Origin of the sequence: Janthinobacterium agaricidamnosum NBRC 102515 = DSM 9628 (assembly GCF_000723165.1) — a bacterium.
Taxonomy (GTDB): Bacteria; Pseudomonadota; Gammaproteobacteria; order Burkholderiales; family Burkholderiaceae_D; genus Janthinobacterium; species Janthinobacterium agaricidamnosum.
The window spans coordinates 2,250,098-2,274,411 of record NZ_HG322949.1; the positions used below are offsets into that span (position 1 = coordinate 2,250,098).

Consider the following 24,314-nt stretch of genomic DNA (forward strand, 5'->3'; position numbering starts at 1 on the left):
CAAGCACACTGCATACAACAGGAGACAAGCATATGACAAGCAAGCGAGACTGGTATTTCGAGGATTTTTTTGTTGGACAAGAAATTGAACTGGGCCAGCGCCATGTGACGGAAGACGAGATCATCGCGTTCGCGACGCAATTCGATCCGCAACCGTTCCATGTCGATCACGAGGCCGCCGAGCAGTCGATCTTCAAGGGCGTGATCGCCAGCGGCTGGCATACCTGCAGCATGATGATGCGGCTGGTGGTCGATAATCTGCTGAGCCAGTCGTCCAGCATGGGCTCGCCCGGCCTGGACAGCGTGCGCTGGATCAAGCCGGTGCGCGCCGGCGATACCTTGAAGGTGGTCTACGTCACCAAGGATGTGCGGCCGTCGGCATCGAAGCCGGACCGCGGCGTGGTGGTGTCGATCTGGCGCGCCAGCAACCAGCATGGCGAAGTGGTCGCCACCGTCGAAGGGATGGGCATGTTCGGCCGCCGCCATGTCGATGGGGCAGCGCCGCATGCGTGATTTGTCCAGCCTGGAAGATTTGCACAGCCTGGTGGGCCAGCATGTGGCGTATTCCGACTGGGTCACGATTACGCAAAAACACATCGATGATTTTGCCGAGACCTCCGGCGACCGCCAGTGGATCCATGTCGATGCCGAACGTTGTCAGCGCGAATCGCCGTTCGGCAGCACCATCGCGCATGGTTTTTTGACGCTGTCGCTGGTGTCGGCGATGCTGGAAAACGCGGTGCGCCTGCCGGCCGCCAGGGTGACCTTGAACTATGGCTTGAACAAAGTGCGCTTTCCGGCGCCGGTGCCGGTCGACAGCCGCTTGCGCGCCAGCCTGGCCATCCTGTCTTACGAGGTGATCGACAAGGGCGTGCAACTGGGGTGGAAAGTGGTCATCGAGCGCGATGGCGGCGACAAGCCGGTCTGCGTCGCGCAATTCCTGATGCATTTCTATCCCTGAGCTCAGTCATCCGAGGCGCAGCAGCGATTGCGTCCAGTGTGCTTGGCGCGGTACAACAGCGCATCGGCGATCCGTATCAGCACGCTGGAATCGGCGGCTTCGGCCGGCATGATGCTGGCCATGCCGAGGCTGACCGTCACATGCGGGCCGACCGGCGATCTGGCGTGGACGATTTGCAATTGCCGCACCTCGTCGAGGATGCGCTGCGCCACCACTGCCGCGCCTTCGCGTGTTTCTTGCGGCAATAAAATGATGAATTCCTCGCCGCCGTAACGGGCCAGCAGGTCGGGCGGCCGCACCGCGCAGCGTTTCATCGCCGCGCTCACCTGTTGCAAACACAGGTCGCCGGCCTGGTGGCCGTAGGTGTCGTTGTAATCCTTGAAGTGGTCGATATCGGCCATGATCAGCGCCATCGGCGCGCCGTCGCGGGCGCAGCGGCGCCATTCGCTGTCGATGGTGTCGTTGAAGCTGCGCCGGTTGGCGACGCCGGTCAGCGGGTCGGTCAGCGACAATTCGCGCATCGCATCGGCTTGCCGCTTGATGGTCAGCTGGCTGCGCACCCGCGCGCGCACCACGGCGGCGTTGAACGGCTTGCTGATGAAGTCGACCGCGCCCGCTTCCAGCGCCCGGGTTTCATCTTCCGGCTGGCTCAGCGCGGTGACGAAAATCACCGGGATGCCGCACAGCGTACTCGATGCGCGCAGCGCGGTGCAGACCGCGTAGCCATCCATGCCGGGCATCATGGCGTCCAGCAAGATCAGGTCGGGCGACTGCTGGTCGGCGATTTCCAGCGCCTTTTCTCCGCTCAGCGCAAACAGCACGTCATGCTCTTCGTGCAGCAACTGGTGCAGGATTTGAACATTCTCCATCGCGTCGTCGACGACCAGGATACGCCCATTCATGGCCAGCGAAGTCCAGCTCATACGCTGTCCTTTCTTTTTAGCAAGCCGAGTAACAGTTTTTCAGCGTCGCTGAAATTCAGCGTTTCAATCGCATCGGCCATCGCCAGCGCGGTTGCGCGGTCGCGCCGTTCCAGCGCCGGACGCAGCGACTGGAACGACGCCAGCGCTGTCAGGTTGTTGTCGCGGATCTGGAGCAGCAATTGTGCCAGCGCTTGCGGCAAGTCGCCGCTGGTACTGGTACTGGTGCTTGCCGGCGGCGCCAGCGGCAAGGTCCGCACCGTGGCGATCACCAGGCTCATCGCTTCATCCAGCCGCTGCAGCAACGGCGCCAGGTCGCGATCGCGGCCTTGCTTGACGGCGCGTTCCGCTTGCGCGCCGAGGCTGGCGATCTGGCTGGCGCCCAGGTTGGCCGCGACGCCGCACATGCGGTGCAGCAATTGTGCCGCAGAGTGGCGCTTGCCGCCGGCCAGCAAGCCGCGCGTCTGCGCCACCGTGTCGCCCTGCGAATTTTCAAACCGCTTTAACAGGCCGATGAAGACGCCGTAATCGCCGTCGAAGCGGTGCAGCGCCGCTTTCAGGTCGATGCCGGGCATGTTGCGCGGAATGCCAGAAGGATTCTGCAGCGGCTGCTTCGTTGCCGGCCAGGCCAGCCGGCGCAGCGTGCCGATCAGGTCGTCGACCTCGATCGGCTTGGCGACGCAGGCGTTCATGCCGCTGCTGATGGCGCGGCTGCGGTCTTCATCCATCACGTTGGCGGTCATCGCGATGATCGGCAAGTCGCTCAAGCCCATCGCGCGGATGGCGCGGGTCGCTTCATAACCGTTCATCACCGGCATGTGCACATCCATCAGCACCGCGTCGAACTGCTCCGGCGCAGCGCGCAGCAAGTCGAGCGCGATGCGCCCATCGGCCGCCACCGTCACCCGCGCACCCGCATGCAGCAAGATGCAGGATGCCACGTCCTGGTTGATTTGATTGTCTTCCACCAGTAATAGGCGCATGCCGGTGAGCAATCCCGAGAGCGGCGTCGAGACGGGCAGGGCAGGCGGCGCGCTGCCGGTGTGCACCGCCGTGACGGCGGCCGGCAGGCGCTGCGGAGTGGTCGGTTTGCTCAAAATGGCAGCGATATCGAGACTGTCGGCGATGTGCTCCAGGTTTTCACTGGCATGGTCGGCCACCGGCATGGTCACCGGCGGCAGCACCAGGGCGTAGTCGCGTGCCTGCTTCACATGGAAATGCCGTCCATGCCGGGCATCGCGCTGTCCAGCAGCCATACATCGGGATGCTGCTGGTCTATCTTTAATTGTCGCAGTAAATCGGCTCCGGTGTCGCCGCTGTCGGCGCCCCGGCTGCAAGCGATGTGCCAGCCGAATATCTGGCCAATCGCTTGCAGCCGGGAGCGCACGGTGTATTGGGTCGCTGGGTCGTTGGCGCCTTGCGTAGCTCGCATCAGCGCGCAGCGCCTAATCCGGCAAGTCCGGCGTTCAAGCCGTCAGCCACGCGTTACCGGCAAGCTCAAATCTTCTTGCAACTTGGTATGTTTCGCCAGTTCCAGCTTGGCGATCGCGTTGCGGTGCACTTCGTCCGGGCCATCGGCCAGGCGCAGCGTGCGGTTGCCGGCCCATTGCGCCGCCAGCGGGAAATCGTCCGACACGCCGGCCGCGCCATGCGCCTGGATGGCCCAGTCCAGCACTTGCTGGGCCACGTTCGGCGCCAGCACCTTGATCATCGCGATTTCCGCCTGTGCGTGTTTGTTGCCGACGGTATCCATCAGCGCGGCGGTTTTCAGCGTCAGCAGGCGCGCCGTGTCGATCTGGATGCGGGCCTCGGCGATGCGTTCGCGCCACACGCCCTGTTCGGAAATCTTCTTGCCGAACGCCACGCGCTGGTTCAGGCGCAGGCACATCAATTCCAGCGCCCGCTCGGCGACGCCGATGGCGCGCATGCAATGGTGGATGCGGCCCGGTCCCAGCCGGCCCTGGGCGATTTCAAAACCGCGTCCTTCGCCGAGCAGCAAGTTGCTGGCCGGCACGCGCACATTCTCGAACAGGATTTCGCAATGGCCGTGCGGCGCGTCGTCGTAGCCGAATACCGGCAGCGGCCGCACGATGGTGATGCCGGGGGTGTCGGCCGGCACCAGTATCATCGATTGCTGGGCATGCCGTGGCGCGTCGATATCGGTCTTGCCCATCGTGATGAAAATCTTGCAGCGCGGATCGCCGGCGCCGGAGATCCACCATTTATGGCCATTGATGACGTAATCGTCGCCATCGCGGTCGATGCGGGTGGCGATATTGGTCGCGTCCGACGACGCCACACCCGGTTCGGTCATCGCGAACGCCGAGCGGATCTCGCCGCGCAGCAGCGCTTCCAGCCACTGCTGTTTATGCTGCTCGGAACCGTAGCGCTCGAGGGTTTCCATATTGCCGGTATCCGGCGCGGCGCAATTGAACACTTCCGGCGCCCAGACGACGCGGCCCATGATTTCGCACAGCGGCGCGTAATCGAGGTTCGACAAGCCTTGCGGCGCGCGGGCGGAGCGGGGCAGGAACAGATTCCACAAACCCTGTTCGCGCGCCAGCGGCTTCAGTTGTTCGATGATGCGGGTCGGCAGCCAGCGGTTGCCGCGTTCGGCGCCGTTGGCATCGACTTGCTGCTTGAATACTTTTTCATTCGGGTAGATATGCTGGTCCATAAAGGCCAGCAACTTGCCTTGCAACTCTTTGCAACGGTCGGAATAGTCGAAATTCATGCGTGTCCCCTGATCAGATTGGTTTGCCGCTGGCGTATGCCCAGCCCAGTTCGGCCATCGGCCGCGCCATTTTTCCCGATTCCAGCGCCTGCGCGCTGGCGGCGGTGCCGTCGACGTAGCGTTTCATGATGCCTTGCATGATGCTGGCCAGCCGGAACATATTGAAGGCCAGGTAAAAATTGAAATCCTCCAGGCGTATCGTCTTGCCGGTGCGGGCCGCGTATTGGGCGATGTATTCTTGCTGCGAAGGAATCCCCAGCGATTCCAGGTCGAGGCCGGCGATGCCGCGGAACTGGCCCGGCGCGATATGCCAGCTCATGCAGTGATACGAAAAATCGGCGAACGGATGGCCCAGCGTCGACAATTCCCAGTCCAGCACCGCCAGGATGCGCGGCTCGGTCGGGTGGAAAATGATGTTGTCGAGGCGGAAGTCGCCATGCACGATGCTGGTGTCGTCGCCCGGCGGAATATGATGTGGCAGCCATGCCATCAACTGGTTCATCGGAGCGATGTCTTCGGTCACCGAGGCCAGGTATTGCTTGCTCCAGCGCTCGATCTGGCGCTGGAAATAATTGCCGGGCTTGCCGTAATCGGCCAGGTCGATGGCCGTGTAATCGGTGCTGTGCAGCAATGCGATGACGCGGTTCAATTCGGCGTAGATGGCGCCCCGTTCGTCTGGCGTCATGCCGGGCAGCGACTGGTCCCACAAGACCCGGCCGTCGATGAATTCCATGATGTAAAAGGCGCGTCCGATCACCGCTTCATCCAGGCACAGGGCGTATTGGCGCGCGGCCGGGAAACCCGCCTGGTGCAAGGCGTCCATGACGCGGAATTCGCGCTCGATCGCATGCGCCGACGGCAATAATTTGGCGGCCGGACCGGGCTTGGTGCGCAACACATAATGCTGCGGGCCATGCTGGCCCGGCACCGTCAACTTGAAGGTCGGGTTCGATTGCCCGCCCTTGAATTGCTCGACGGCGGGAATGCCGCCGGGATAACCATCGACATTGGCTTCCAGATAGGCCGCCAGCGCCGCGACATCGAATTTCTGCCGCTCCGACACCGGCTTGGTGCCCATGAACTCTTGGTACATCCTGTCTCCCCCGGGCCTGTGCCCATGTTCGTGATATGGCTGATTCTAACTGATGAAAAGTACGATCGTACTATTTATTTGTCAATAATGCCACACTGCATGCCGACAGTGCATTGCCGTGCTTGACTAGAATTATATTCTAGAAGATTATTCTAGTCATGCACACATCTGACACTTTCAAGGAACCGGGCGCGGTCATTGCCGCCGTGGACCGCAAGTCGGTCATCCTGGCCGCCGCGCTGGCCGTCTTTACGGAGAAGGGCGTGGTCGCGGCCACCGTCGACGATATCCGCCAGCGCAGCCAGGCTTCGGTCGGCAGCATTTATCACCACTTCGGCACCAAGGAAGGCATCGCGGCGGCGCTGTTCATGCATGGCCTCGACGATTATTGGGGCCGCTTGCAGGTCAGTCTGCAAGCGGCGCCGAATGCCGAGCGGGCCATCCACGCCTTGCTGGAAACCCATCTGGTGTGGATCGTCGGCCAGCCGGACCTGGCGCGTTTCCTGTTTGCACGGCGCCAGGCGATCAGCGCGGACCATGAACAAGCGATCCGGCAACGCACGGCCGCTCATTTCAAGGCCTTGTTCGAATTGTTCAAACCCTGGTTCCGGCAGGGAATATTGCGCCGCCTGCCAGCCGAGCTGTATTCGCCGTTGCTGCTGGGGCCGGCGCAAGATCTGGCGCGCCACTGGCTCGGCGGCCGCATCGAGTTCGATCCACTCAGCGTGATCGACGAACTGAGCGGCGCCGCCTGGCGCAGCCTGGCCGTCGATCCATCCCGGCCGGGTTCGGCCAGCGCCCCACAGGAATCCATGCCATGACACGCACATCTTTTACCCTCGATACCGCCGATGGCCAGGTCTTGCGCGCGTATCGCTACCAGCCGCAACAGCAGGTGCGGGCGGAAGTGGTGATCGGACCGGCGATCGCGGTGCCGCAGGTGTTCTATACCTTGTTTGCCGGCCACCTGGCCAGCCTCGGCTACCGGGTCTGGACCTTCGATTACCGTGGCATCGGCGCATCGCGCTCGGGTTCGCTGCGTCATTGCCAGGCCGATCTTTTGACCTGGGTCGAACAAGACTTGAATGCGATGGTCCTGCATGCCAGCCGGCAAGTGGAAGAGGTGCCGCTGTTTTTGCTGGGACACAGCCTGGGCGGGCAAACCGCGCCGTTCCTGCCGGCGATACGGCAGGTCGCCGGCCTGATCAACATTTCCGTCGGCAGCGGCGCCGTGCGCCACAACCAGCCCGCTATGCGGCGTTCCGCGCAACTGCTGTGGCATGTGCTGGCGCCGGTGTTGTGTCCGTTGTTCGGGTATTTCCCGGGCAAGCGCATCGGCGTGGTCGGCGATTTGCCGCGCGGCGTCATGTTGCAGTGGCGCCGCTGGTGCCTGGCCCATGATTACATGCTGGACGGCGAGCCGGGTGCGCGGGCCGCGTATGCGCGCGCCAGCTATCCGGTGCTGAGCCTGTTTTTCAGCGACGACGAGTTACTGGCGGAAGCCGGATCGCGCATGCTGCACGACGCCTACACCGGGACCGAGGTCGATTACCGGCCGCTCAGCCCGGCGCAATTCGATCTGCCGCGCATCGGCCATTTCGGGTTTTTCAAGCAGGAACAGGAAAAAATCCTGTGGCCGCTGGTGGCCGACTGGCTGGCCCAGCGTTGTCCGCAGGCCGATCTGGCGGCCTGAGCCAGTGGCTTGCTACGGGCTTGATAGCGCCGCGCCGCGGGACGGCAGCAGAGCCGCGGCAGACGCGGCCGTTGCAATATTTGGCATTACTTTATTGCAATTTATCTTAATTTTTGATACTAAATTTTTCTCTTGCCGCTTTGAGGCGTAAAATGTCGGGACATGGAATAAATTGCGTGTGTATATCTTGCAAGGTATAAAACATGGCAAAAGTAGCCATTATTTTTCTTTCCCTACATAATAGAGGCGACATATGGTTCAGATGTCCCGGCGCCAGTTCCTTCGGGTAACTGGCGCGACAATTGCCGGCTCCAGCCTGGCCTTGCTCGGCTTTGCGCCGAGTACGGCCCTGGCTGAAGTACGCCAATACAAACTGGCGCGTACCACCGAGACGCGCAATACCTGCCCTTACTGCTCAGTCGGTTGCGGCATCCTGTTGTATGGTCTGGGCGACGGCGCGAAAAATGCCGTGTCCAGCATCATCCACATCGAAGGCGACGCCGACCATCCGGTCAATCGCGGCACCTTGTGTCCGAAGGGCGCCAGCCTGATCGACTTCATCCATAGCCCGAACCGTTTGAAGGCGCCGGAATACCGCGCGCCGGGCGGCACGGAATGGCAGCCGATCTCGTGGGACAAGGCGCTCGACCGCATCGCGCGCCTGATGAAAGAGGACCGCGACGCCAACCTGGTCGAGAAAACCGCCGAAGGCAAGACCGTCAACCGATGGCTGACCACCGGCATGCTGGCCGCGTCGGCCGCCAGCAATGAAGTCGGTTATTTGACGCACAAGGCCGTGCGCAGCATGGGCATGTTGACCTTCGATAATCAGGCGCGTGTATGACACGGACCGACGGTGGCAGGTCTTGCCCCGACGTTTGGCCGTGGCGCGATGACGAATCATTGGGTCGATATCAAGAATGCCGATGTGATCCTGGTCATGGGCGGCAATGCAGCGGAAGCACATCCTTGCGGATTCAAATGGGTCACGGAAGCAAAGGCGCATAACAAGGCCAAGCTGATCGTGGTCGATCCGCGCTTTACCCGTACCGCATCGGTGGCCGATTATTATTGCGCCACGCGAACCGGCACGGACATCGTTTTCCTCGGCGCGATCATCAATTACCTGCTGACGAACGACAAGATCCAGCATGAGTACGTCCGCAATTACACGGACATGCCGTTCATCGTGCGCGAAGACTTCGGCTTCGAGGATGGCCTGTATTCCGGCTACGACAAGGAAGCGGGCAAATACACCAGCAAGAGCAGCTGGGATTACGAAATGGGCGACGATGGTTATGCCAAGGTCGATCCGACCTTGCAACATCCGCGCTGCGTGTTCCAGTTGATGAAGAAGCACTATTCGCGCTACACGCCCGAGATGGTGCAGCGTACTTGCGGCGTCGCGCCGGACAAGTTCCACAAGGTTGCCGAGGCGCTCGCCTCGACCGCCGTGCCGGGACGCGCCGGCACCATCCTGTACGCACTGGGCTGGACCCATCACTCGACCGGCGCGCAAACCCTGCGCACCGGCGCGATGGTGCAACTGTTGCTGGGCAATATAGGCATCGCCGGCGGCGGCATGAACGCCTTGCGCGGCCACTCCAATATCCAGGGCTTGACCGACCTGGGCCTGCTGACCAACGCCTTGCCGGGTTATATGACGCTGCCGCTGGAAGCCGAGCAAGAGTACGAAACCTTTATCGGCGCGCGCGCCACCAAGCCATTGCGGCCGAACCAGCTCAGCTACTGGAGCAATTACCGCAAGTTCCACGTCAGCTTCATGAAGACGTGGTGGGGCGACGCGGCCACCGCCGAAAATAACTACGCCTACGATTATTTGCCGAAGCTCGACAAGCTGTACGATTTGATGCAAGCCATCGAGTTGATGCATCAAGGCAAGATGACCGGCTATATCTGCCAGGGCTTCAACGTGCTGGCGTCGGCGCCGAACAAGAAAAAGGTCACCGAAGGGCTGTCCAAGCTGAAATACCTGGTGGTGATGGACCCGTTGGCGGTGGAAACCAGCGAATTCTGGAAACCGCATGGCGAATTCCATGAAGTCGATCCGAGCAAGATCATGACCGAGGTGTTCCGCTTGCCGACCAGCTGTTTCGCCGAGGAACGCGGTTCGCTGGTCAGTTCGTCGCGCGTGCTGCAATGGCACTGGCAGGCGGCCGAACCGCCGGCCCAGGCGCGCAGCGACCTGGACATCATGTCCGGCTTGTTCTTGCGCATCCGCAAGATGTACCAGACCGAAGGCGGCAAGTTCCCCGATCCTATCGTCAACCTGACGTGGAATTATGCGCATCCGGAAAGTCCGACGCCGGAAGAGCTGGCCAAGGAGTTCAATGGCCGCGCGCTGGCCGACCTGTACGATCCGAAAGACGCGACCAAGCTGCTGGTCAAGAAAGGCGAGCAATTGTCGTCGTTCGCCCAGTTGCGCGACGACGGCAGCACCGCCAGCGGCTGCTGGATTTTCGCCGGTTCGTGGACCCAGGCCGGCAATCAGATGGGACGCCGCGACAATAGCGATCCGACCGGCATCGGCCAGACGCTGGGCTGGGCCTGGGCCTGGCCGGCCAACCGCCGGGTGCTGTACAACCGCGCTTCGTGCGATGTCAAGGGCAAGCCGTTCGACCCGACCCGCAAGCTGATCAGCTGGAATGGCAGCAGCTGGGGCGGCGCCGACATCCCCGACTTCAAGGCCGACGAACCGCCTGAAAACGGCATGGGCCCGTTCATCATGCTGGGCGAGGGCGTGGCGCGCTTCTTTGCGCGCGGCGCAATGGCGGAGGGACCGTTCCCCGAGCATTACGAGCCGTTCGAAAATCCGCTCGGCTACAACCCGATGCATCCGAAGAATCCGCGCGCGACCAGTAATCCGGCCGCCCGCGTGTTCGCCGACGACCGGGCCTTGTTTGGCACCCATGAGGAATATCCGCATGTGGCGACCAGCTACCGGCTGACCGAGCATTTCCATTTCTGGACCAAGCATGCCCGTTTGAATTCCATCATCCAGCCGCAGCAATTCGTCGAAATCGGCGAAGAGCTGGCCAAGAGTATCGGCGTGGTGGCCGGCGGCGATGTCCGCGTCAGTTCCAGGCGCGGCCACATCATCGCCAAGGCCGTGGTCACCAAGCGCATCAAGACGCTGATCATCGACGGCAAGCCGGTGCACACGGTCGGTTTGCCGTTGCACTGGGGCTTCACCGGCGTGGCCAAGCCCGGTTATCTGATCAACACGCTGACGCCTGGCGTCGGCGATGCGAACTCGCAGACGCCGGAATTCAAGTCCTTCCTGGTGAAGGTGGAAAAAGCATGATGGGAGCACAATAATGTCTATGCAATCATTGGATATCCGGCGTTTGTCGGCCACCACGGTGCAGCCGCCGCAAGCGCGCACCCCGGTGACCGGCACGGTCGCCAAGCTGATCGATGTGTCGAAATGCATCGGCTGCAAGGCGTGCCAGACCGCCTGTATGGAATGGAACGACTTGCGCGATGAAGTGGGCGAGAACCACGGCACCTACGACAACCCGACCGACCTGACGCCGCAATCGTGGACCGTGATGCGGTTTTCTGAAGTGGAAAGCAACGACGGCAACCTGGAGTGGCTGATCCGCAAGGACGGCTGCATGCACTGCGAAGACCCGGGCTGCCTGAAAGCCTGTCCGGCGCCGGGCGCCATCGTGCAATACACCAACGGCATCGTGGATTTCCATCAGGAAAACTGCATCGGCTGCGGCTACTGCGTGGCCGGGTGTCCGTTCGACGTGCCGCGCATCTCGAAAAAGGACGACCGCGCCTACAAGTGCACCTTGTGCTCGGACCGCGTGGCGGTCGGCCAGGAACCGGCGTGCGTCAAGACTTGCCCGACCGGCGCGATTGTGTTCGGCACCAAGGAAGACATGCAGGAGCACGCGGCCGAGCGCATCGAAGACTTGAAGTCGCGCGGGTTCGAGAATGCCGGCCTGTACGATCCGGCCGGCGTCGGCGGCACGCATGTGATGTATGTGCTGCACCACGCCGACAAGCCGACGCTGTACCACGGCCTGCGCAAGAACCCCAAGATCAGTCCGCTGGTCGGCTTGTGGAAGGGCGCCGCCAAACCGCTGGCGGTGGCCGGCATGGCGGTGGCGGCGCTGGCCGGGCTGTTCCACTATACCCGCATCGGGCCGAACGAAGTGAGCAGGGATGAGGAGCGCGAAGCGTTGGAAGAGGCGCGGCGCATCAAGGAGGATCAACATGAAGCACGGTAACGACAAGCTGCGCGACAAGGATGGCAATCCCCTCATCGAGCGCTACAACCCGAACGAGCGCAGCAACCACTGGGTGACCGCGATCGCCTTCGTGCTGCTGGCCTTGTCCGGGCTGGCCATGTTCCATCCATCGATGGCGTGGCTGGCGCTGCTGTTCGGCGGCGGCCAGTGGACCCGCATCCTGCACCCGTTCGCCGGGCTGGTGATGTTCGTCTCGTTCGCCTTGCTGGTCGTGCGCTTCTGGCACCACAACAAGTTCGAAGAGGGCGACACCCAGTGGCTGAAACAGATCGGCGACGTGCTCAACAACCGTGAAGAAAAGCTGCCGAAGATCGGCCGTTACAACGCCGGCCAGAAGCTGCTGTTCTTTACGTTGCTGTTTTGCATGGCCGGACTGTTTTTGTCGGGCATCGTCATCTGGCGCGCGTATTTCGCTTTCTATTTCCCGATCGACGTGGTGCGCGCGGCGGCCTTGCTGCACGCCTTCTGCGCCTTCGTGCTGATTGTCTCCATCATCGTGCATATCTATGCCGCGCTGTGGATCAAGGGCTCGATCGGTGCGATGGTGCGCGGCACCGTCACTTACGGCTGGGCCCGCAAGCATCACCCGCGCTGGTTCGAGGAAGAGGCGCGCAAATAAGCTTGCCTTAAAGTTGTCTTAAGGCCGTCTAATAGTTGCTTTCAGATGCGGGCCGGATGCGATACTGCTCCGGCCCGCATGCTCTTTATCGATTAAAATGCGTTGAAATACAGTCCAATCCAGCGGGTTGGCTGACGACGCTTGACTTTTTGTGATGGGAAAACTCCATTGGTACAACGAATTCTTCAGCCAGGCGAAATTGAAGGACTGGACCACAACGCGATTCCGCGCCTGCTGCTGCCGCAGCCCGGCAGCCTGTTCAGCGCGCGCGCCCAACGGCTGCGCCAGCTGGCGCAAGGCGAAGTGGCCGGCATCCCGGTCGAAGCCAGCCTGCAAGGTTATCTGCTGCTGATGGCGCAATTGGCCGAGGCGCAAGCCGGGGTGGTGGCGTCCCTGACTCCTGATGCGATACCCCCGGCCGACGCCGAAGCGCTGTCGCGCGCGGCCAGGCACCGCATGCCGGTGCTGCCGGTCAGCGACGAACGCGCGCCGGTATGGCGCGACATCCTGCGCCAGATCCTCGACCGGCTCGAAAGCGCCGCCGCCGCTCAGCCGCCGCTGGCGGCCGTGCTGGCCGATTTGCGCGCGCAGGACGACAGGGCGCTGGAAGCGGCGGCCGACGCGGTCGTCGCGCAGGACGCCGGACAAGTCAATCCGCTGCAAGCGCCATTCATCGCCGCCGCGCTGCAAATCCTGTGGTCGGTGCGCGCCAGCGGCTTGCGCGCCAATCGCGTGCCGGAACTCGACACCGGCACGCTGTGCCCGGTATGCGGTTCGCACCCGGTGGCCAGCGTGATCCGCATCGGCGGCCAGTCGCAAGGCTACCGCTACCTGCATTGCGGCATCTGCGAAAGCGAATGGCATATGGTGCGGGTCAAATGCTCGACCTGCGAACAAAATGCCCATATCGCCTACCAGGGCCTGGATGCGGCCGACGCGGCGCCGTTCGACCCGTCCGAGGAAGTCAGGAGCAAGTCCGGCAACAAGGCCAACGACCCGAAAAAGGTGGCCCGCGCCGAAACCTGCGAAGACTGTCATACCTACCGCAAGGTATTCAACCAGGAGCACGACTTGCATGTCGAAGCGGTGGCCGACGACCTGGCCAGCCTGATGCTCGACTTGCTGGTCGGCGAAGCCGGTTACCAGCGCGCCAGCGGCAATCCCTTGCTGTGGCTGGGAACGGACGGCGCATGAGCGCTACGCAAACCGTGCGCCTGCCGTCGATCGACCGCATCCTCGGCGATGCGGCCTGCCAGCCGCTGATTGCCCAGTACGGCCGCAGCCAGACGCTGGCCGCGGCGCGCGCGTTATTGGCGGAACTGCGCGGTGCCATGCTGGGCGGCGCCACCGTGGCTGGCGCCGCGATCGATGAGTTAAGCGCGGAACTGGGGCGGCGCCTGGCGCGGCAAGTCCGCTCGCAACTGCGCCCGGTATTCAACCTGAGCGGCACCGTGCTGCACACGAATCTGGGACGCGCGCTGCTGCCCGACAGCGCGGTGCAGGCGGTGGTCGAAGCGCTGCAGTGGCCGATGAACCTGGAATTCGACCTCGACACCGGCAAGCGCGGCGACCGCGACGACCTGGTCGAGCAATTGCTGCGCGACCTGACCGGCGCCGAAGCGGCCACCGTGGTCAACAATAACGCCGCCGCCGTGCTGCTGCTGTTGTCGACGCTGGCGCCGGGCCGCGAAGTGATCGTCTCGCGCGGCGAGCTGGTCGAAATCGGCGGCGCCTTCCGCATCCCCGACATCATGACCCGCGCCGGCGCGCTGCTGCGCGAAGTGGGCAGCACCAACCGCACCCACCTGGCCGATTACGCCAACGCGGCCGGTCCCGACACCGCGCTGATGATGAAGGTCCATTGCAGTAATTATGCGATCACCGGTTTCACCAAGAGCGTCGAGCTGGACCAGTTGGTGCCGCTGGCGCGCCAGCACGGCATCCCGACCGCCGTCGACCTGGGCAGCGGCACGCTGGTCGACCTGGCCCAGTACGGCTTGCCGCACGAAACCACGGTGCGCGAAACCATCGAGGCCGGCGCCGACCTGGTCACCTTCAGCGGCGACAAGCTGCTGGGCGGCCCGCAATGCGGCGTCATCGTCGGCCGGACCGACCTGATCGCCAGGATCAAGCGCAATCCGTTAAAACGCGCATTAAGGGTCGGCAAGCTGACGCTGGCGGCGCTGGAACCGGTGCTGCAACTGTACCGCGCGCCCGACTTGCTGGCCGACCGCCTGACCACCTTGCGGCTGCTGACCCGGCCCGCCGGCGTCATGCAGCGCCAGGCGCTGGAAATCCTGCCGCTGTTGCAGCGAGTCGTTGGCGAGAACTATCGGGTGACGGCCGAGCCGATGACAAGCCAGATCGGCAGCGGCGCCTTGCCGGTCGATCAATTGCCGAGCTACGGGCTGGCGCTGCGTTGCGCGCCGGGCGTCCGTATCAGCAATGCGCTGGGCTTGCTGGAACAGCGGCTGCGCGGCTTGCCGCATCCGGTGATCGGCCGCATCCACCAGGATGCGCTGTGGCTGGACTTGCGCTGCCTGGAAGCGGGACACCAGCCTGTGTTCATGGAGCAACTGGAGCAACTGATTACATGATCGTTGGCACCGCAGGCCATATCGACCATGGCAAGACCACGCTGACGCGCGCCTTGACCGGCGTCCACACCGACCGCCTGAAGGAAGAACAGGCGCGCGGCATTTCCATCGAACTGGGCTATGCCTATCTGCCGCTGGCCGATGGCACGGTGCTGGGCGTGATCGACGTGCCGGGCCATGAAAAATTCATCCGCACCATGGCCGCCGGCGTCACCGGCATCGACTTCGCCTTGCTGGTGGTGGCGGCCGACGACGGCGTGATGCCGCAAACCCGCGAACACCTGGCCATCCTGCGCCTGCTGGGCGTGGTTCGCGGCGCGGTGGCGCTGACCAAGATCGACCGCGTCGACGGCGAGCGGGCGGCCCAGGTCGAACTCGACATCCGGGCCCTGCTGGCCGATACCGCGCTGGCCGGCGCGCCGGTATTTGGCGTCGCCGCCACGCGCGACGGCGATCCCGGCGTGGCCGCCTTGCTGGCCCATTTGTCGCGGCAGGCGCGCGACTTGCCGCGGCGCGACGAGCGGCGTTTGTTCCGGCTCGGCGTCGACCGCGTGTTTACGCTGCCGGGGCAGGGCACCATCGTCACCGGCACCGCGCTGGCCGGGCGGGTCAAGGTCGGCGATACGCTGCAACTGGCGCCGGGCGGACAAACGTCGCGGGTGCGCAGCATCCACGCGCAAAACCGCGCCGCCGACAGCGGTCTGGCCGGCCAGCGCCTGGCGCTGAACCTGGGCGGCATCGCCCGCGAAGATATCGAACGCGGCAACTGGATGGTCGCGCCGGCGCTGGCCGCGTGTTCCGAACGGATCGACGCCGAACTGACGCTGCTGCCCGATTGCGGCCTGACGTTGAAACCCTGGTCGCCGCTGCATGTGCACCTGGGCGCGGCGCACCAGGTGGCGCGGGTGGTGATGCTGGACGGTGAACAACTGGCGCCGGGCCAGCGCGGCCGCGTGCAACTGGTATTCGACACGCCGCTGCACGCGGTGCCGGGCGACCGTTTCGTGGTGCGCAATCCGCAAGCGACGCTGACGGTCGGCGGCGGGCTGGTGCTGGACCCGTTCGGCCCGGCCCGCAAGCGGCGCAGTCCGGCGCGCCATGCGTGGCTGGATGCATTGGCCGCGTTTATCGCGCACGATGACTATGCGGCGCTGCTGGCGCTCAGCCCGTCGGGCCTGCGCCTGTCGCTGCTCCTGCGCCTGTCGCAACTGCCGGCCGAGCACATCGCGCTGCCGCCGGACACCCGCAAGATCGGCTTGCGCGGCGACGATACGCTGCTGCTGTCGCCAGCATCGTTCGAGGTTCTTGGCCAGCGCATCGTGCAGGCGCTGGACGGCTTTCACCAGCGCGCGCCGGATGAAGCGGGGCCGGAATTGTGGCGCTTGAAACGCATTGTCGACAGCGATATGGAAGACGCGCTGTGGAGCGCCTTGGTGGCCGACCTGCTGGAGCGCGGCGACTTGCGCCAGCGCGGCGCCAGCCTGCATTTGCCGAGTCACAGCGTCGAGCTGCGGCCGGAAGAGCAAGCCGTCGCCGGCCGCTTGCTGGCCGCGCTGGAGCAGGGCGCTTTCGATCCGCCGTGGGTGCGCGACCTGGGCCGCCAGTTTGCGCTGGAAGAGGGCGAAACCCGGCGCTTGCTGCGCAAATTGGCCAAGGCCGGCCAGGTCAGTCAAATCGTGCCCGACCTGTTTTACCATCCGGCCGCGCTGGCCAGGCTGGCGCAACTGGTCGCCAGCCTGGCCGCCGGCGCCGAGCAAGCCGGAGCGCAGCCCGGCGCCGGTGCGGTGGGCGCGGCCGCGTTCCGCGACGCCTGCGGATTGGGGCGCAAGCGGGCGATACAGGTTTTGGAATTTTTCGACCGGGTCGGTTATACTCGCCGTGTCGGCAACGGGCATTTATTGCGCCCGCATGCCGCGTGGTCTTATCGCGCCGCCTGAAGCCGGCGGCGCGTTCACTGTTGTCCGCATTGGAAAGCATACTCATCCGGTGATGTGGCCGGGCTTCAAACCCGGTGGAGGGCGTCAGCCGTTCTCCCGTAGGTTCGACTCCTACTGTTTTCCGCCAAATTCTCCTGTTATGAAAAACAAAGCCCCCTGGCGCCATCATCGCGCAGGGGGCTTTGTTTACACCGGCCTATTTACTTGTCGTGCTGGCGCGACTTCCTGACCACTTGTTCAAACCAGCGCGGATGGTGCTTGCGCGCCCATCCGTAGGTGACCGTGCCGCGCACCATCGCGCCGATCGAACCCTTGACCCAGAACGCGGCGTAGATGTGCACCACGATGGCACAAATCAGCACGAACGCGCAGAAGGCATGCAGCAGCAGGGCGAAGCGCACCACGTCGATCGGGAAATAGAACGCGAAGTAGGCGCGCCAGATCACGATGCCCGACAACAGCAGGCCGCTCATGCAGCCGATCAGCGCAAAGAACAGCAGCTTCTGGCCGGCGTTGTACATGCCGATCTTCGGCAGCTTGTCTTCGCGGTTGTTGAGCACGTCGCCGATCTGCTTCAGCCACTGCACGTCGGCCTTGTCGATGTGGTTGTGATGCCAGAAGCGCAGCGCCAGCAGGGCGAACGAGACGAACATCACCAGTCCGATGAAGGGATGCAGGATGCGCGTCCACTGGCCGCCGCCGAGGAACATCGCCAGCCAGGCGGTCGCCGGGTGGAACATGGCCAGGCCGGAGACCGCCAGCAGGATGAAGCAGATGGCGGTGACCCAGTGATTGCTGCGCTCATTCGGCGTGTAGCGCTGGATCAGCGGGTTGCCGTCCTTGTCGTGGCTGGATGTGCTCATGATTGTTCCTCCCTGATCTGTTCGGCCTCGGCCAGCGCTTCGGCTTCCTCCGCCTTGCTGACTTCATTCGGTCCCACGCGCGAGTAATGGAACCAGCCCGCCAGCGCCGTGGCGGCGATGCCGGCCAGCGCCAGCGGCTTGCTCAAGCCTTTCCAGACGCCGACCATCGGGCTGATCTTCGGGTTCTTGCGCAAGCCGTGGTACAGCGTCGGCTTGTCGGCGTGGTGCAGCACGTACATCACATGGGTGCCGCCGACACCGGCCGGATCGTACAGGCCGGCATTCTCGAAACCGCGCGACTTCAAGTCTTCGATGCGCTCGGCCGCGTGCTCCTGCATGTCTTCCTTGGTGCCGAAGGTGATGGCGCCGGTCGGGCAAGTCTTGACGCACGCCGGTTCCTGGCCGACCGCCACGCGGTCCGAGCACAGCGTGCACTTGTAGGCGCGGTTGTCCTTTTTCGAGATGCGCGGCACGTCGAACGGACAGCCGGCCACGCAGTAGCCGCAGCCGATGCAGTTTTCCTGGTGAAAATCGACGATGCCGTTGGTGTACTGCACGATGGCGCCCGGCGAAGGACAGGCTTTCAGGCAGCCCGGATCTTCGCAGTGCATGCAGCCGTCCTTGCGGATCAGCCATTCCAGGTTGCCGTCGTTGCTTTCCACTTCGGAAAACCGCATCACCGTCCACGATTGCGGCGTCAGGTCGGTCGGGTTGTCGTACACGCCGACGTTTTCGCCGACCTCGTCGCGCAAGTCGTTCCATTCCATGCAGGCGGTCTGGCACGCCTTGCAGCCGATGCATTTCGATACATCGATCAGTTTGGCGACCGTGCCGGTCACCGGCGTGCGCGCCATCGGCGGCTGCACCGTCGTCGCCGACAGGCGCTTGATATCAAGTGATTGTAATGACATTTTTTATTCTCCTCGGGCCGTCAGGCCTTTTCCACTTTGACCAGGAACGACTTGTACTCCGGCGTCTGGGTGTTGGCGTCGGCCGTTACCGGCGACAGGGTGTTGACCAGATATCCCGGCTTGGTCAGGCCGGTGAAGCCCCAGTGGGTCGGCAGGCCGACCGTGTGCACGCGTTTGCCGTCGACCTGCAGCGCCTTGATGCGCTTGGTGACCACCGCCTTGGCGACGATCTGGCCGCGCTTCGAGCTGACCTTGACCCGCTCGCCGTGCGCCACGCCGATTTCCTTGCCCAGTTCTTCGCCGATCTCGACAAACTGTTCCGGCTGGACGATGGCGTTGAGCCGCGCATGCTTGGTCCAGAAGCCGAAGTGCTCGGTGAGCCGGTAAGTGGTAGCCACATGCGGGTACTCGGCCGCGGTGCCGAGGCGGGCGCGGTCGCCGGGGAACACGCGCGCCGCCGGGTTGCTGGTGGCGAGCGGATTCTTCGGATGCATCGGGTTGTAGCCCAGCGGCGTTTCAAACGGTTCGTAGTGCTCCGGGAACGGTCCCTCGTTATAGGCGCCGCGCGCGAAGAAGCGCGCCACGCCCTCGGCCAGCATGATGAAGGCGCCCATGCCGTTTTCCGGCGGTTCGTCGGCCTTGAAGTCGGGCGTATCCATGCCGCCCCAGCTGCTGCCGTTCCAGCTGATCACGGGACGGCTCGGGTCGAGCGGCTTGCCGTGCGCGTCGCAGGAGGCGCGGTTGTACAGGATGCGGCGGTTGGCCGGCCAGGCCCAGGCCCAGTTCAGCGTATTGCCGCTGCCGCTAGGGTCGCTGTTGTCGCGCCGCGCCATCTGGTTGCCGGCCTGGGTCCAGCAGCCGGAGAAAATCCAGCAGCCGCTGGCGGTGCTGCCGTCGTCGCGCAGCTGGGCGAAGCCCGACAATTGTTCCCCTTTCTTCAGCAGCAGCTTGGTAGGGTCCTTGGGATCGGGCACGCTGGCCAGCACGCGGCCGTTGAACTCCATCGCCAGCTCTTCCGGCGTGGGCGACGCCGGGCGCGCATAGTTCCAGGCCAGGTTGACGATCGGATCCGGATAGACCCCGCCCTCGGTCCGGTACAAGGTCTTCATGCGCAGGTGCAGCGCGCTCATGATGTCGATGTCGCTGCGCGCCTGGCCCGGCGGTTCCACGCCCTGCCAGTGCCATTGCAGCACGCGCGACGAGCTGACCAGCGAGCCGCTCTCTTCGGCGAAGCAGGTGGTCGGCAGGCGGAATACCTCGGTCATGATCTTGCCCGGATCGACCACGTTGAATTCGCCGTGCGGCTTCCAGAATTCGGCCGTTTCCACCGCCAGCGGGTCCATCACCACCAGGAATTTGAGCTTGGCCAGCGCCTCGCTGGTCTTGTGCTTGTCCGGCGCCGAGCCCAGGATGTTAAAGCCCTGCACGATGTAGCCGTTCATCTCGCCGTTGTGCATCAGTTCGATGGTTTGCACCATGTCGTACAGCTTGTCCAGCTTGGGCAGGTAGTCGTAGGCCCAGTGGTTGTCGGCCGTGGCGGCGTCGCCCCACCAGCTTTTCATGAAGCTGACGTGGAATTTGCGGTAATTGCTCCAGTAGCTGAGCTGGTTCGGACGCAGCGGTTTCAGCGCCCGCGTCTCGACGTACTTTTCATAGTCCTGCTCGGCCTCGCTGGGCAGCGTCAGGTAGCCCGGCAGGGCGCTCGACAGCAGGCCCAGGTCGGTCAGGCCCTGGATGTTCGAGTGGCCGCGCAGTGCGTTCATGCCGCCGCCGGAAATGCCGATGTTACCCAGCAGCAGCTGCACCATGCAGGCGGTGCGGATGGTCTGGGCGCCGTTGGAATGGTGGGTCCAGCCGAGCGCGAACAGGATGGTGCCGGCGCGGCCCGGCTTGGCCGTGGTGGCCAGCGTGTCGGCCACTTTCAGGAATTTTTCGCGCGGCACGCCGCAAGTGCGTTCCACCATCTCCAGTGTATAGCGCGCATAGTGTTTTTTCATCAGCTGGTACACGCAGCGCGGGTGCTGCAGCGTGGGGTCGACCTTGGCGTAGCCGTCGGCGCCGATTTCGTAGTCCCAGCTGATCTTGTCGGTATAGCGGCCTTTCTCCTTGTCGTAGCCCGAATACAGGCCGTCCTCGAAGCCGAAGTCCTCGCGCACGATGAACGACATGTCGGTATTGGCGTGCACGTAGTCGTGGTTGATCTGGTCGGTGGTCAGCAAGTGGTTGATGACCGCGCCGAGGAACACGATGTCGGTGCCGGTGCGGGTGGCGACATAGTAGTCGGCCACCGAGGCGGTGCGGGTAAAGCGCGGGTCGACCACGATCAGCCTGGCCTTGTTGTGCGCCTTGGCCTCGACCACCCACTTGAAGCCGCAGGGATGGGCCTCGGCCGCGTTGCCGCCCATCGACAGGATCACGTCGGCGTTCTTGATGTCGACCCAGTGGTTGGTCATCGCGCCGCGGCCGAACGACGGCATCAGCGCGGCCACCGTCGGCGCGTGGCAGACCCGGGCCTGGTTGTCGAAGGCCAGCATGCCCATGCTGCGCGCCACCTTGTGGGTCAGGTAACCGGCTTCATTGCTGGCGGCCGAAGCGGCCAGCATGCCGGTGGAAAGCCATCGGTTGACGGTCTTGCCGTCCGCCGTTTTCTGGACGAAGTGCGCATCGCGATCGGCTTTCATCAGCCGGGCGATGCGGTCCAGCGCGTCCGGCCAGGACATTTTCTGCCAGTCGCTGGCGCCGGGCGCGCGGTATTCCGGCACCAGCAGGCGGTTCGGACTGTGGATGAAATCGATCAGGCTGGCGCCTTTCGGGCACAGCGTGCCGCGGTTGACCGGATGATCCGGGTCGCCCTCGATGTGGATGATGCTGGGGATGGCGTTTTTTGCATGGTCGCCGAGGCCGTACATCAGCAAGCCGCAGCCGACTGAACAGTAAGGACAGGTATTGCGTGTTTCCGTGGCGCGGCTCAGCTTGTATTGCCGGACTTCGGCCAAGGCTGTCGCCGGCATGAAGCCGAGCATCGCGAGGCTGGAGCCGGCGATGGTCGCGCCAGTAACCCCCAGGAATTGGCGGCGTGACATCTGCATCATAGTGACCTCTATCGCAGTGGGGATAAATTGCTTGATGGTACTATTTTTCAGGGCAATAGATGGTTACAGTTCGGAAAGGTTGCTTTTTTGCGATAAAGGCCTTGCAACTATAGAGGGAGGGCCACAGAAAATAGGCGGACAATCCCTTGTGAACGGCGGTGGTTTACACCAAAGAATGATTTACTTGGTAGTAGCAGAAGTAATCAGGTGCTGGTTTCTGCGTGAACAGACCTGATGGCGTGATTGCTTAATAATATATGCATCGACACTTATAGATACCATTGATGTTGATTAATTGATATTGAATTGGTCGGGTAGCCGTTGCCGAGTGACGGTTTGGCCAGATCGTGCAATAGTTTTAATGTCCTTCTTCCCTGGCAAAAAAACCGGCAATATTTGAATGCCTAAGTCATTGTTACTAAAGGAAAAGTATTGACAGTGGAGGCGAGGTTGCTATAGCCTTGACGTGTAACCTTGAAGGAGCAAAGTGATGAAACTTGAAGAGCGTTTGCTTCGATCCGTGAAACAGCGAACCGGCAATGTCATTTTGCGGGCGGAAATAGCCCATTTGGGGAGCGCTTCGCAAGTCACGCAGGCACTCAAAGCCTTGCAATCCAAAGGTGTGCTGGTTCGTATCGGAACAGGTGTCTACGCCAAGACACGTAAGAGCTCGGTTACAGGAGCAATTATCCCTGCAGGCAGTCTTGAGACGCTTGCAACCGAGACCTTGATAAAATTGGGCGTAACGGTGCGGTCCAGTAAAGCCGCGGATGCATACAATACCGGCAAGACAACTCAACTTCCAGGAGCATTCGTTGCTAATACGGGTGGTCGGCGCATCCGCAGGAAAATTGCGGTGGGAGGCCGCTCGATAGTCTATGAGAACGATTACGGACAAGCAACAGCGAGAGCTTGAAGATCTCGCGGCGGAAGGCCTCCTTCGACGCCTTCCGGTACAGACCGCTGAAAAAGACATCCACATTACCGAGCTTCTCAAAGGATTGAGTGAGCTCAAGATTTCGCACGGCCATTTCAGCGACCTCGATACGCGCCGGGGAGAGCAGACTCGCCACGATGCCGGCATACAGTTGGTGTTTGCTGGCGGTACATGCCTGTCCAAAGCATACGGACTCATCAATAGAATGTCGGAAGACATCGACATAAAGGTTCTGCTTTCTGCTCCGCCCCAACCCCTGAAAAAGGGAAGAGGCGACCGCGCACGCCTGGTCGCCCTGCACGAAGCTCTTCCCTCGTTGATGAAGGCACTAGGATTTCCGTTGCTCGGTTACCTTGATGGCGGTAACAATCCGCATATTAACGATGCGCACCGATACTATGTTGTTGGCGCCGGCTATAAGTCGGCATATGAACAGCTCCCCAGTCTCAGGCCTGAACTCAAGCTTGAGCTGATTCAACGTCACCCGCTCCTGCCACTGGAAAAACGAGAATTTGGCTATCTCTATGAGTCGTTGGCCGGCATTGTACCCAGCACTACGTTGTCAATCGATTGTATTTCAGTGGCAGAGACGACCGCGGAAAAAGTTTTGTCCTTATTACGGCGTTGTGCGTACAAGTGGGACGGGCACCAGAAACAGGGAGACATCGACGCCGCACTGGTTCGGCATGTCTACGATGTCGCTCGGATTGCAGAGCAATCAGGCGCTTCTTTGGCTGCCGCAAAGCGTATTTTTCCACAACTCGTCATGAACGACCGCGACGAATTCAAAGGCCAAAATCCTGAGTTTGATGTAGAACCAGTGTCCGTTCTCAAGCGGACTTTGATTGCGGCTAAGGAAAACGGCGAGTTGAAAGAGCGCTACACGCAAAATCTCATGCCTCTTGTATACGATCTCGACCCACCTGCGTTTGAAAAATCTTTCGCTTCTTTTGAAGCCGTGGCGCAAGACTTTCTGGCAGCCTGCAAATAGCTTGCCAAGTTTTGCGCGGTGTTGAGGAGCGCCACCGCAAACGCTACAACCGCCGCCCCAGTTCGTGTATCCTTACCGGCTGGTTTCTGCGCCGCCCCCTGCTACGCGATCCTTGCAGTTATCCTTGTACTTATCCTTGTACTTATCCTTGTATTTATCCCTGGAGTTCGCTGGCCATGCATGTCCTGTTGATTGAGGCGGTCGCGCCGTTACGCCCAAGCGGGCGCGAGGTGAACCGTTGAAACGCAATTCAGCCTGGCGCTTGCGCTGGATCGACCGGCTGCATCCGCTGGCGTGGCAGCGCACGCTCGCCGTGGCGGCGCTGATCGGCATTCTCGGCGCGCTCAGCACCATCGCCTTTCGTGAAACCATCCTGCTGGCCGAACGTCTGGCATATGGCGCCGGCGGCAGCCTGGTGCAGATCGCGCGCGGGCTGGTCTGGTGGCAGCGGCTGCTGGCGCCGGCCGCCGGCGGAGTGCTGGCCGGCCTGCTGCTGGCCTGGGCGCGGCGGCAGCCGGAACGGGAGAAGGGCGGCGACTACATGGAGGCGGTCGCGCTGGGCAGCGGCGATCTCGGCGCGCGCGTGTCGCTGCTGCGGGCCTTGTCGTCGGCCGTCACCGTCGCCAGCGGCGGCGCCATCGGACGCGAGGGACCGATGGTGCAACTGGCGGCGCTGTGCGGTTC

Annotated in this window: 21 protein-coding genes and 1 tRNA gene (1 of these 22 cut by a window edge); 14 read left to right on the top strand and 8 right to left on the bottom strand. The window is 62.8% G+C overall.

Annotation, left to right across the window (positions count from 1 at the left end; all coding sequences use genetic code 11):
* The first annotated feature begins 32 nt into the window (after positions 1–32).
* Positions 33–512, top strand: a complete 480-nt coding sequence (locus GJA_RS09640) for a MaoC family dehydratase (protein ID WP_038491476.1) — start codon at positions 33–35, stop codon at positions 510–512.
* The gene (locus GJA_RS09645) at positions 505–960 is read left to right on the top strand and encodes a MaoC family dehydratase (protein ID WP_038499282.1); all 456 of its coding nucleotides are present in this window, start codon (positions 505–507) and stop codon (positions 958–960) included. Before GJA_RS09640 ends, GJA_RS09645 begins: the two co-directional genes overlap by 8 nt.
* A gap of 2 nt (positions 961–962) precedes the next feature.
* Here the strand turns inward: GJA_RS09645 and GJA_RS09650 are convergent, their stop codons facing one another.
* Genes GJA_RS09650 through GJA_RS09670 form a run of 5 tightly spaced genes read right to left on the bottom strand, consistent with a single transcriptional unit; the run spans position 963 to position 5,707 of the window.
* Entirely contained in the window at positions 963–1,883 is a 921-nt protein-coding gene (locus tag GJA_RS09650) for a diguanylate cyclase domain-containing protein (protein ID WP_038491479.1), read from the bottom strand.
* The gene (locus tag GJA_RS09655; protein ID WP_038491482.1) at positions 1,880–3,091 is read right to left on the bottom strand and encodes a response regulator; all 1,212 of its coding nucleotides are present in this window, start codon (positions 3,089–3,091) and stop codon (positions 1,880–1,882) included. Before GJA_RS09655 ends, GJA_RS09650 begins: the two co-directional genes overlap by 4 nt.
* The gene (locus tag GJA_RS09660) at positions 3,088–3,312 is read right to left on the bottom strand and encodes a response regulator transcription factor (protein WP_038491486.1); all 225 of its coding nucleotides are present in this window, start codon (positions 3,310–3,312) and stop codon (positions 3,088–3,090) included. The genes GJA_RS09655 and GJA_RS09660 overlap by 4 nt, the downstream gene beginning before the upstream one ends.
* Before the next feature lie 42 nt (positions 3,313–3,354).
* A complete protein-coding gene (locus tag GJA_RS09665) occupies positions 3,355–4,614 on the bottom strand; it encodes an acyl-CoA dehydrogenase family protein (protein WP_038491489.1) in 1,260 nt (419 codons plus the stop codon).
* A gap of 13 nt (positions 4,615–4,627) precedes the next feature.
* Positions 4,628–5,707 carry a phosphotransferase gene (locus tag GJA_RS09670; protein ID WP_038491492.1) on the bottom strand — a complete coding sequence of 360 codons (1,080 nt, stop codon included), beginning with the start codon at positions 5,705–5,707 and terminating at the stop codon, positions 4,628–4,630.
* 158 nt (positions 5,708–5,865) lie between these two features.
* Here GJA_RS09670 and GJA_RS09675 point away from each other — a divergent pair, with 158 nt between their 5' ends.
* The 9 genes from GJA_RS09675 (at position 5,866) to GJA_RS09720 (ending at position 16,963) form a co-directional block, all read left to right on the top strand.
* Entirely contained in the window at positions 5,866–6,528 is a 663-nt protein-coding gene (locus GJA_RS09675) for a TetR/AcrR family transcriptional regulator (RefSeq protein ID WP_051780570.1), read from the top strand.
* Complete coding sequence (locus GJA_RS09680; RefSeq protein ID WP_051780572.1) at positions 6,525–7,400, top strand: alpha/beta hydrolase family protein; 876 nt, start codon at positions 6,525–6,527, stop codon at positions 7,398–7,400. Before GJA_RS09675 ends, GJA_RS09680 begins: the two co-directional genes overlap by 4 nt.
* A gap of 253 nt (positions 7,401–7,653) precedes the next feature.
* Complete coding sequence (gene fdnG, locus GJA_RS09690) at positions 7,654–10,725, top strand: formate dehydrogenase-N subunit alpha (RefSeq protein ID WP_082771755.1); 3,072 nt, start codon at positions 7,654–7,656, stop codon at positions 10,723–10,725.
* 13 nt (positions 10,726–10,738) lie between these two features.
* Positions 10,739–11,662: a formate dehydrogenase subunit beta gene (gene fdxH / locus GJA_RS09695; RefSeq protein ID WP_038491500.1), complete on the top strand. Its 924-nt coding sequence runs from the start codon at positions 10,739–10,741 to the stop codon at positions 11,660–11,662.
* On the top strand, positions 11,649–12,302 hold the full coding sequence (locus GJA_RS09700) for a formate dehydrogenase subunit gamma (RefSeq protein WP_038491503.1): 654 nt from the start codon (positions 11,649–11,651) through the stop codon (positions 12,300–12,302). The genes fdxH (GJA_RS09695) and GJA_RS09700 overlap by 14 nt, the downstream gene beginning before the upstream one ends.
* 168 nt (positions 12,303–12,470) lie before the next feature.
* Complete coding sequence (fdhE, locus tag GJA_RS09705; RefSeq protein ID WP_038491506.1) at positions 12,471–13,496, top strand: formate dehydrogenase accessory protein FdhE; 1,026 nt, start codon at positions 12,471–12,473, stop codon at positions 13,494–13,496.
* Complete coding sequence (gene selA, locus GJA_RS09710) at positions 13,472–14,899, top strand: L-seryl-tRNA(Sec) selenium transferase (RefSeq protein WP_422567907.1); 1,428 nt, start codon at positions 13,472–13,474, stop codon at positions 14,897–14,899. The genes fdhE and selA overlap by 25 nt, the downstream gene beginning before the upstream one ends.
* Positions 14,896–16,836 (top strand): selenocysteine-specific translation elongation factor, encoded by a 1,941-nt coding sequence (gene selB / locus GJA_RS09715; protein WP_038491512.1) that lies wholly within the window; start codon positions 14,896–14,898, stop codon positions 16,834–16,836. The genes selA and selB overlap by 4 nt, the downstream gene beginning before the upstream one ends.
* A 31-nt stretch (positions 16,837–16,867) precedes the next feature.
* A tRNA-Sec gene (locus tag GJA_RS09720) sits at positions 16,868–16,963 on the top strand.
* A 73-nt stretch (positions 16,964–17,036) separates the two neighbouring features.
* Here GJA_RS09720 and GJA_RS09725 read toward each other — a convergent pair.
* The 3 genes from GJA_RS09725 to fdnG (GJA_RS09735) are packed head-to-tail and all read right to left on the bottom strand — an operon-like array spanning position 17,037 to position 21,702.
* A complete protein-coding gene (locus GJA_RS09725) occupies positions 17,037–17,699 on the bottom strand; it encodes a formate dehydrogenase subunit gamma (RefSeq protein WP_038491515.1) in 663 nt (220 codons plus the stop codon).
* Positions 17,696–18,610, bottom strand: coding sequence for a formate dehydrogenase subunit beta (fdxH, locus tag GJA_RS09730; protein ID WP_038491518.1), 915 nt, complete (start codon positions 18,608–18,610; stop codon positions 17,696–17,698). The genes GJA_RS09725 and fdxH (GJA_RS09730) overlap by 4 nt, the downstream gene beginning before the upstream one ends.
* A gap of 20 nt (positions 18,611–18,630) precedes the next feature.
* On the bottom strand, positions 18,631–21,702 hold the full coding sequence (fdnG, locus tag GJA_RS09735) for a formate dehydrogenase-N subunit alpha (RefSeq protein ID WP_081905313.1): 3,072 nt from the start codon (positions 21,700–21,702) through the stop codon (positions 18,631–18,633).
* 490 nt (positions 21,703–22,192) lie between these two features.
* On the opposite strand from fdnG (GJA_RS09735), the gene GJA_RS26625 reads away from it, so the two are divergent.
* The 3 genes from GJA_RS26625 to GJA_RS28785 all read left to right on the top strand — a co-directional run.
* Positions 22,193–22,618, top strand: coding sequence for a DUF6088 family protein (locus GJA_RS26625; RefSeq protein WP_081905314.1), 426 nt, complete (start codon positions 22,193–22,195; stop codon positions 22,616–22,618).
* Entirely contained in the window at positions 22,581–23,630 is a 1,050-nt protein-coding gene (locus GJA_RS09740; protein WP_038491521.1) for a nucleotidyl transferase AbiEii/AbiGii toxin family protein, read from the top strand. Before GJA_RS26625 ends, GJA_RS09740 begins: the two co-directional genes overlap by 38 nt.
* Positions 23,631–24,105: 475 nt before the next feature.
* On the top strand, positions 24,106–24,314 hold the 5' portion of the coding sequence (locus GJA_RS28785; RefSeq protein WP_479686743.1) for a chloride channel protein. The gene runs 16 nt beyond the window's last position; only the first 209 of its 225 coding nucleotides appear in the window; its start codon is at positions 24,106–24,108; its stop codon lies off the right edge, out of view.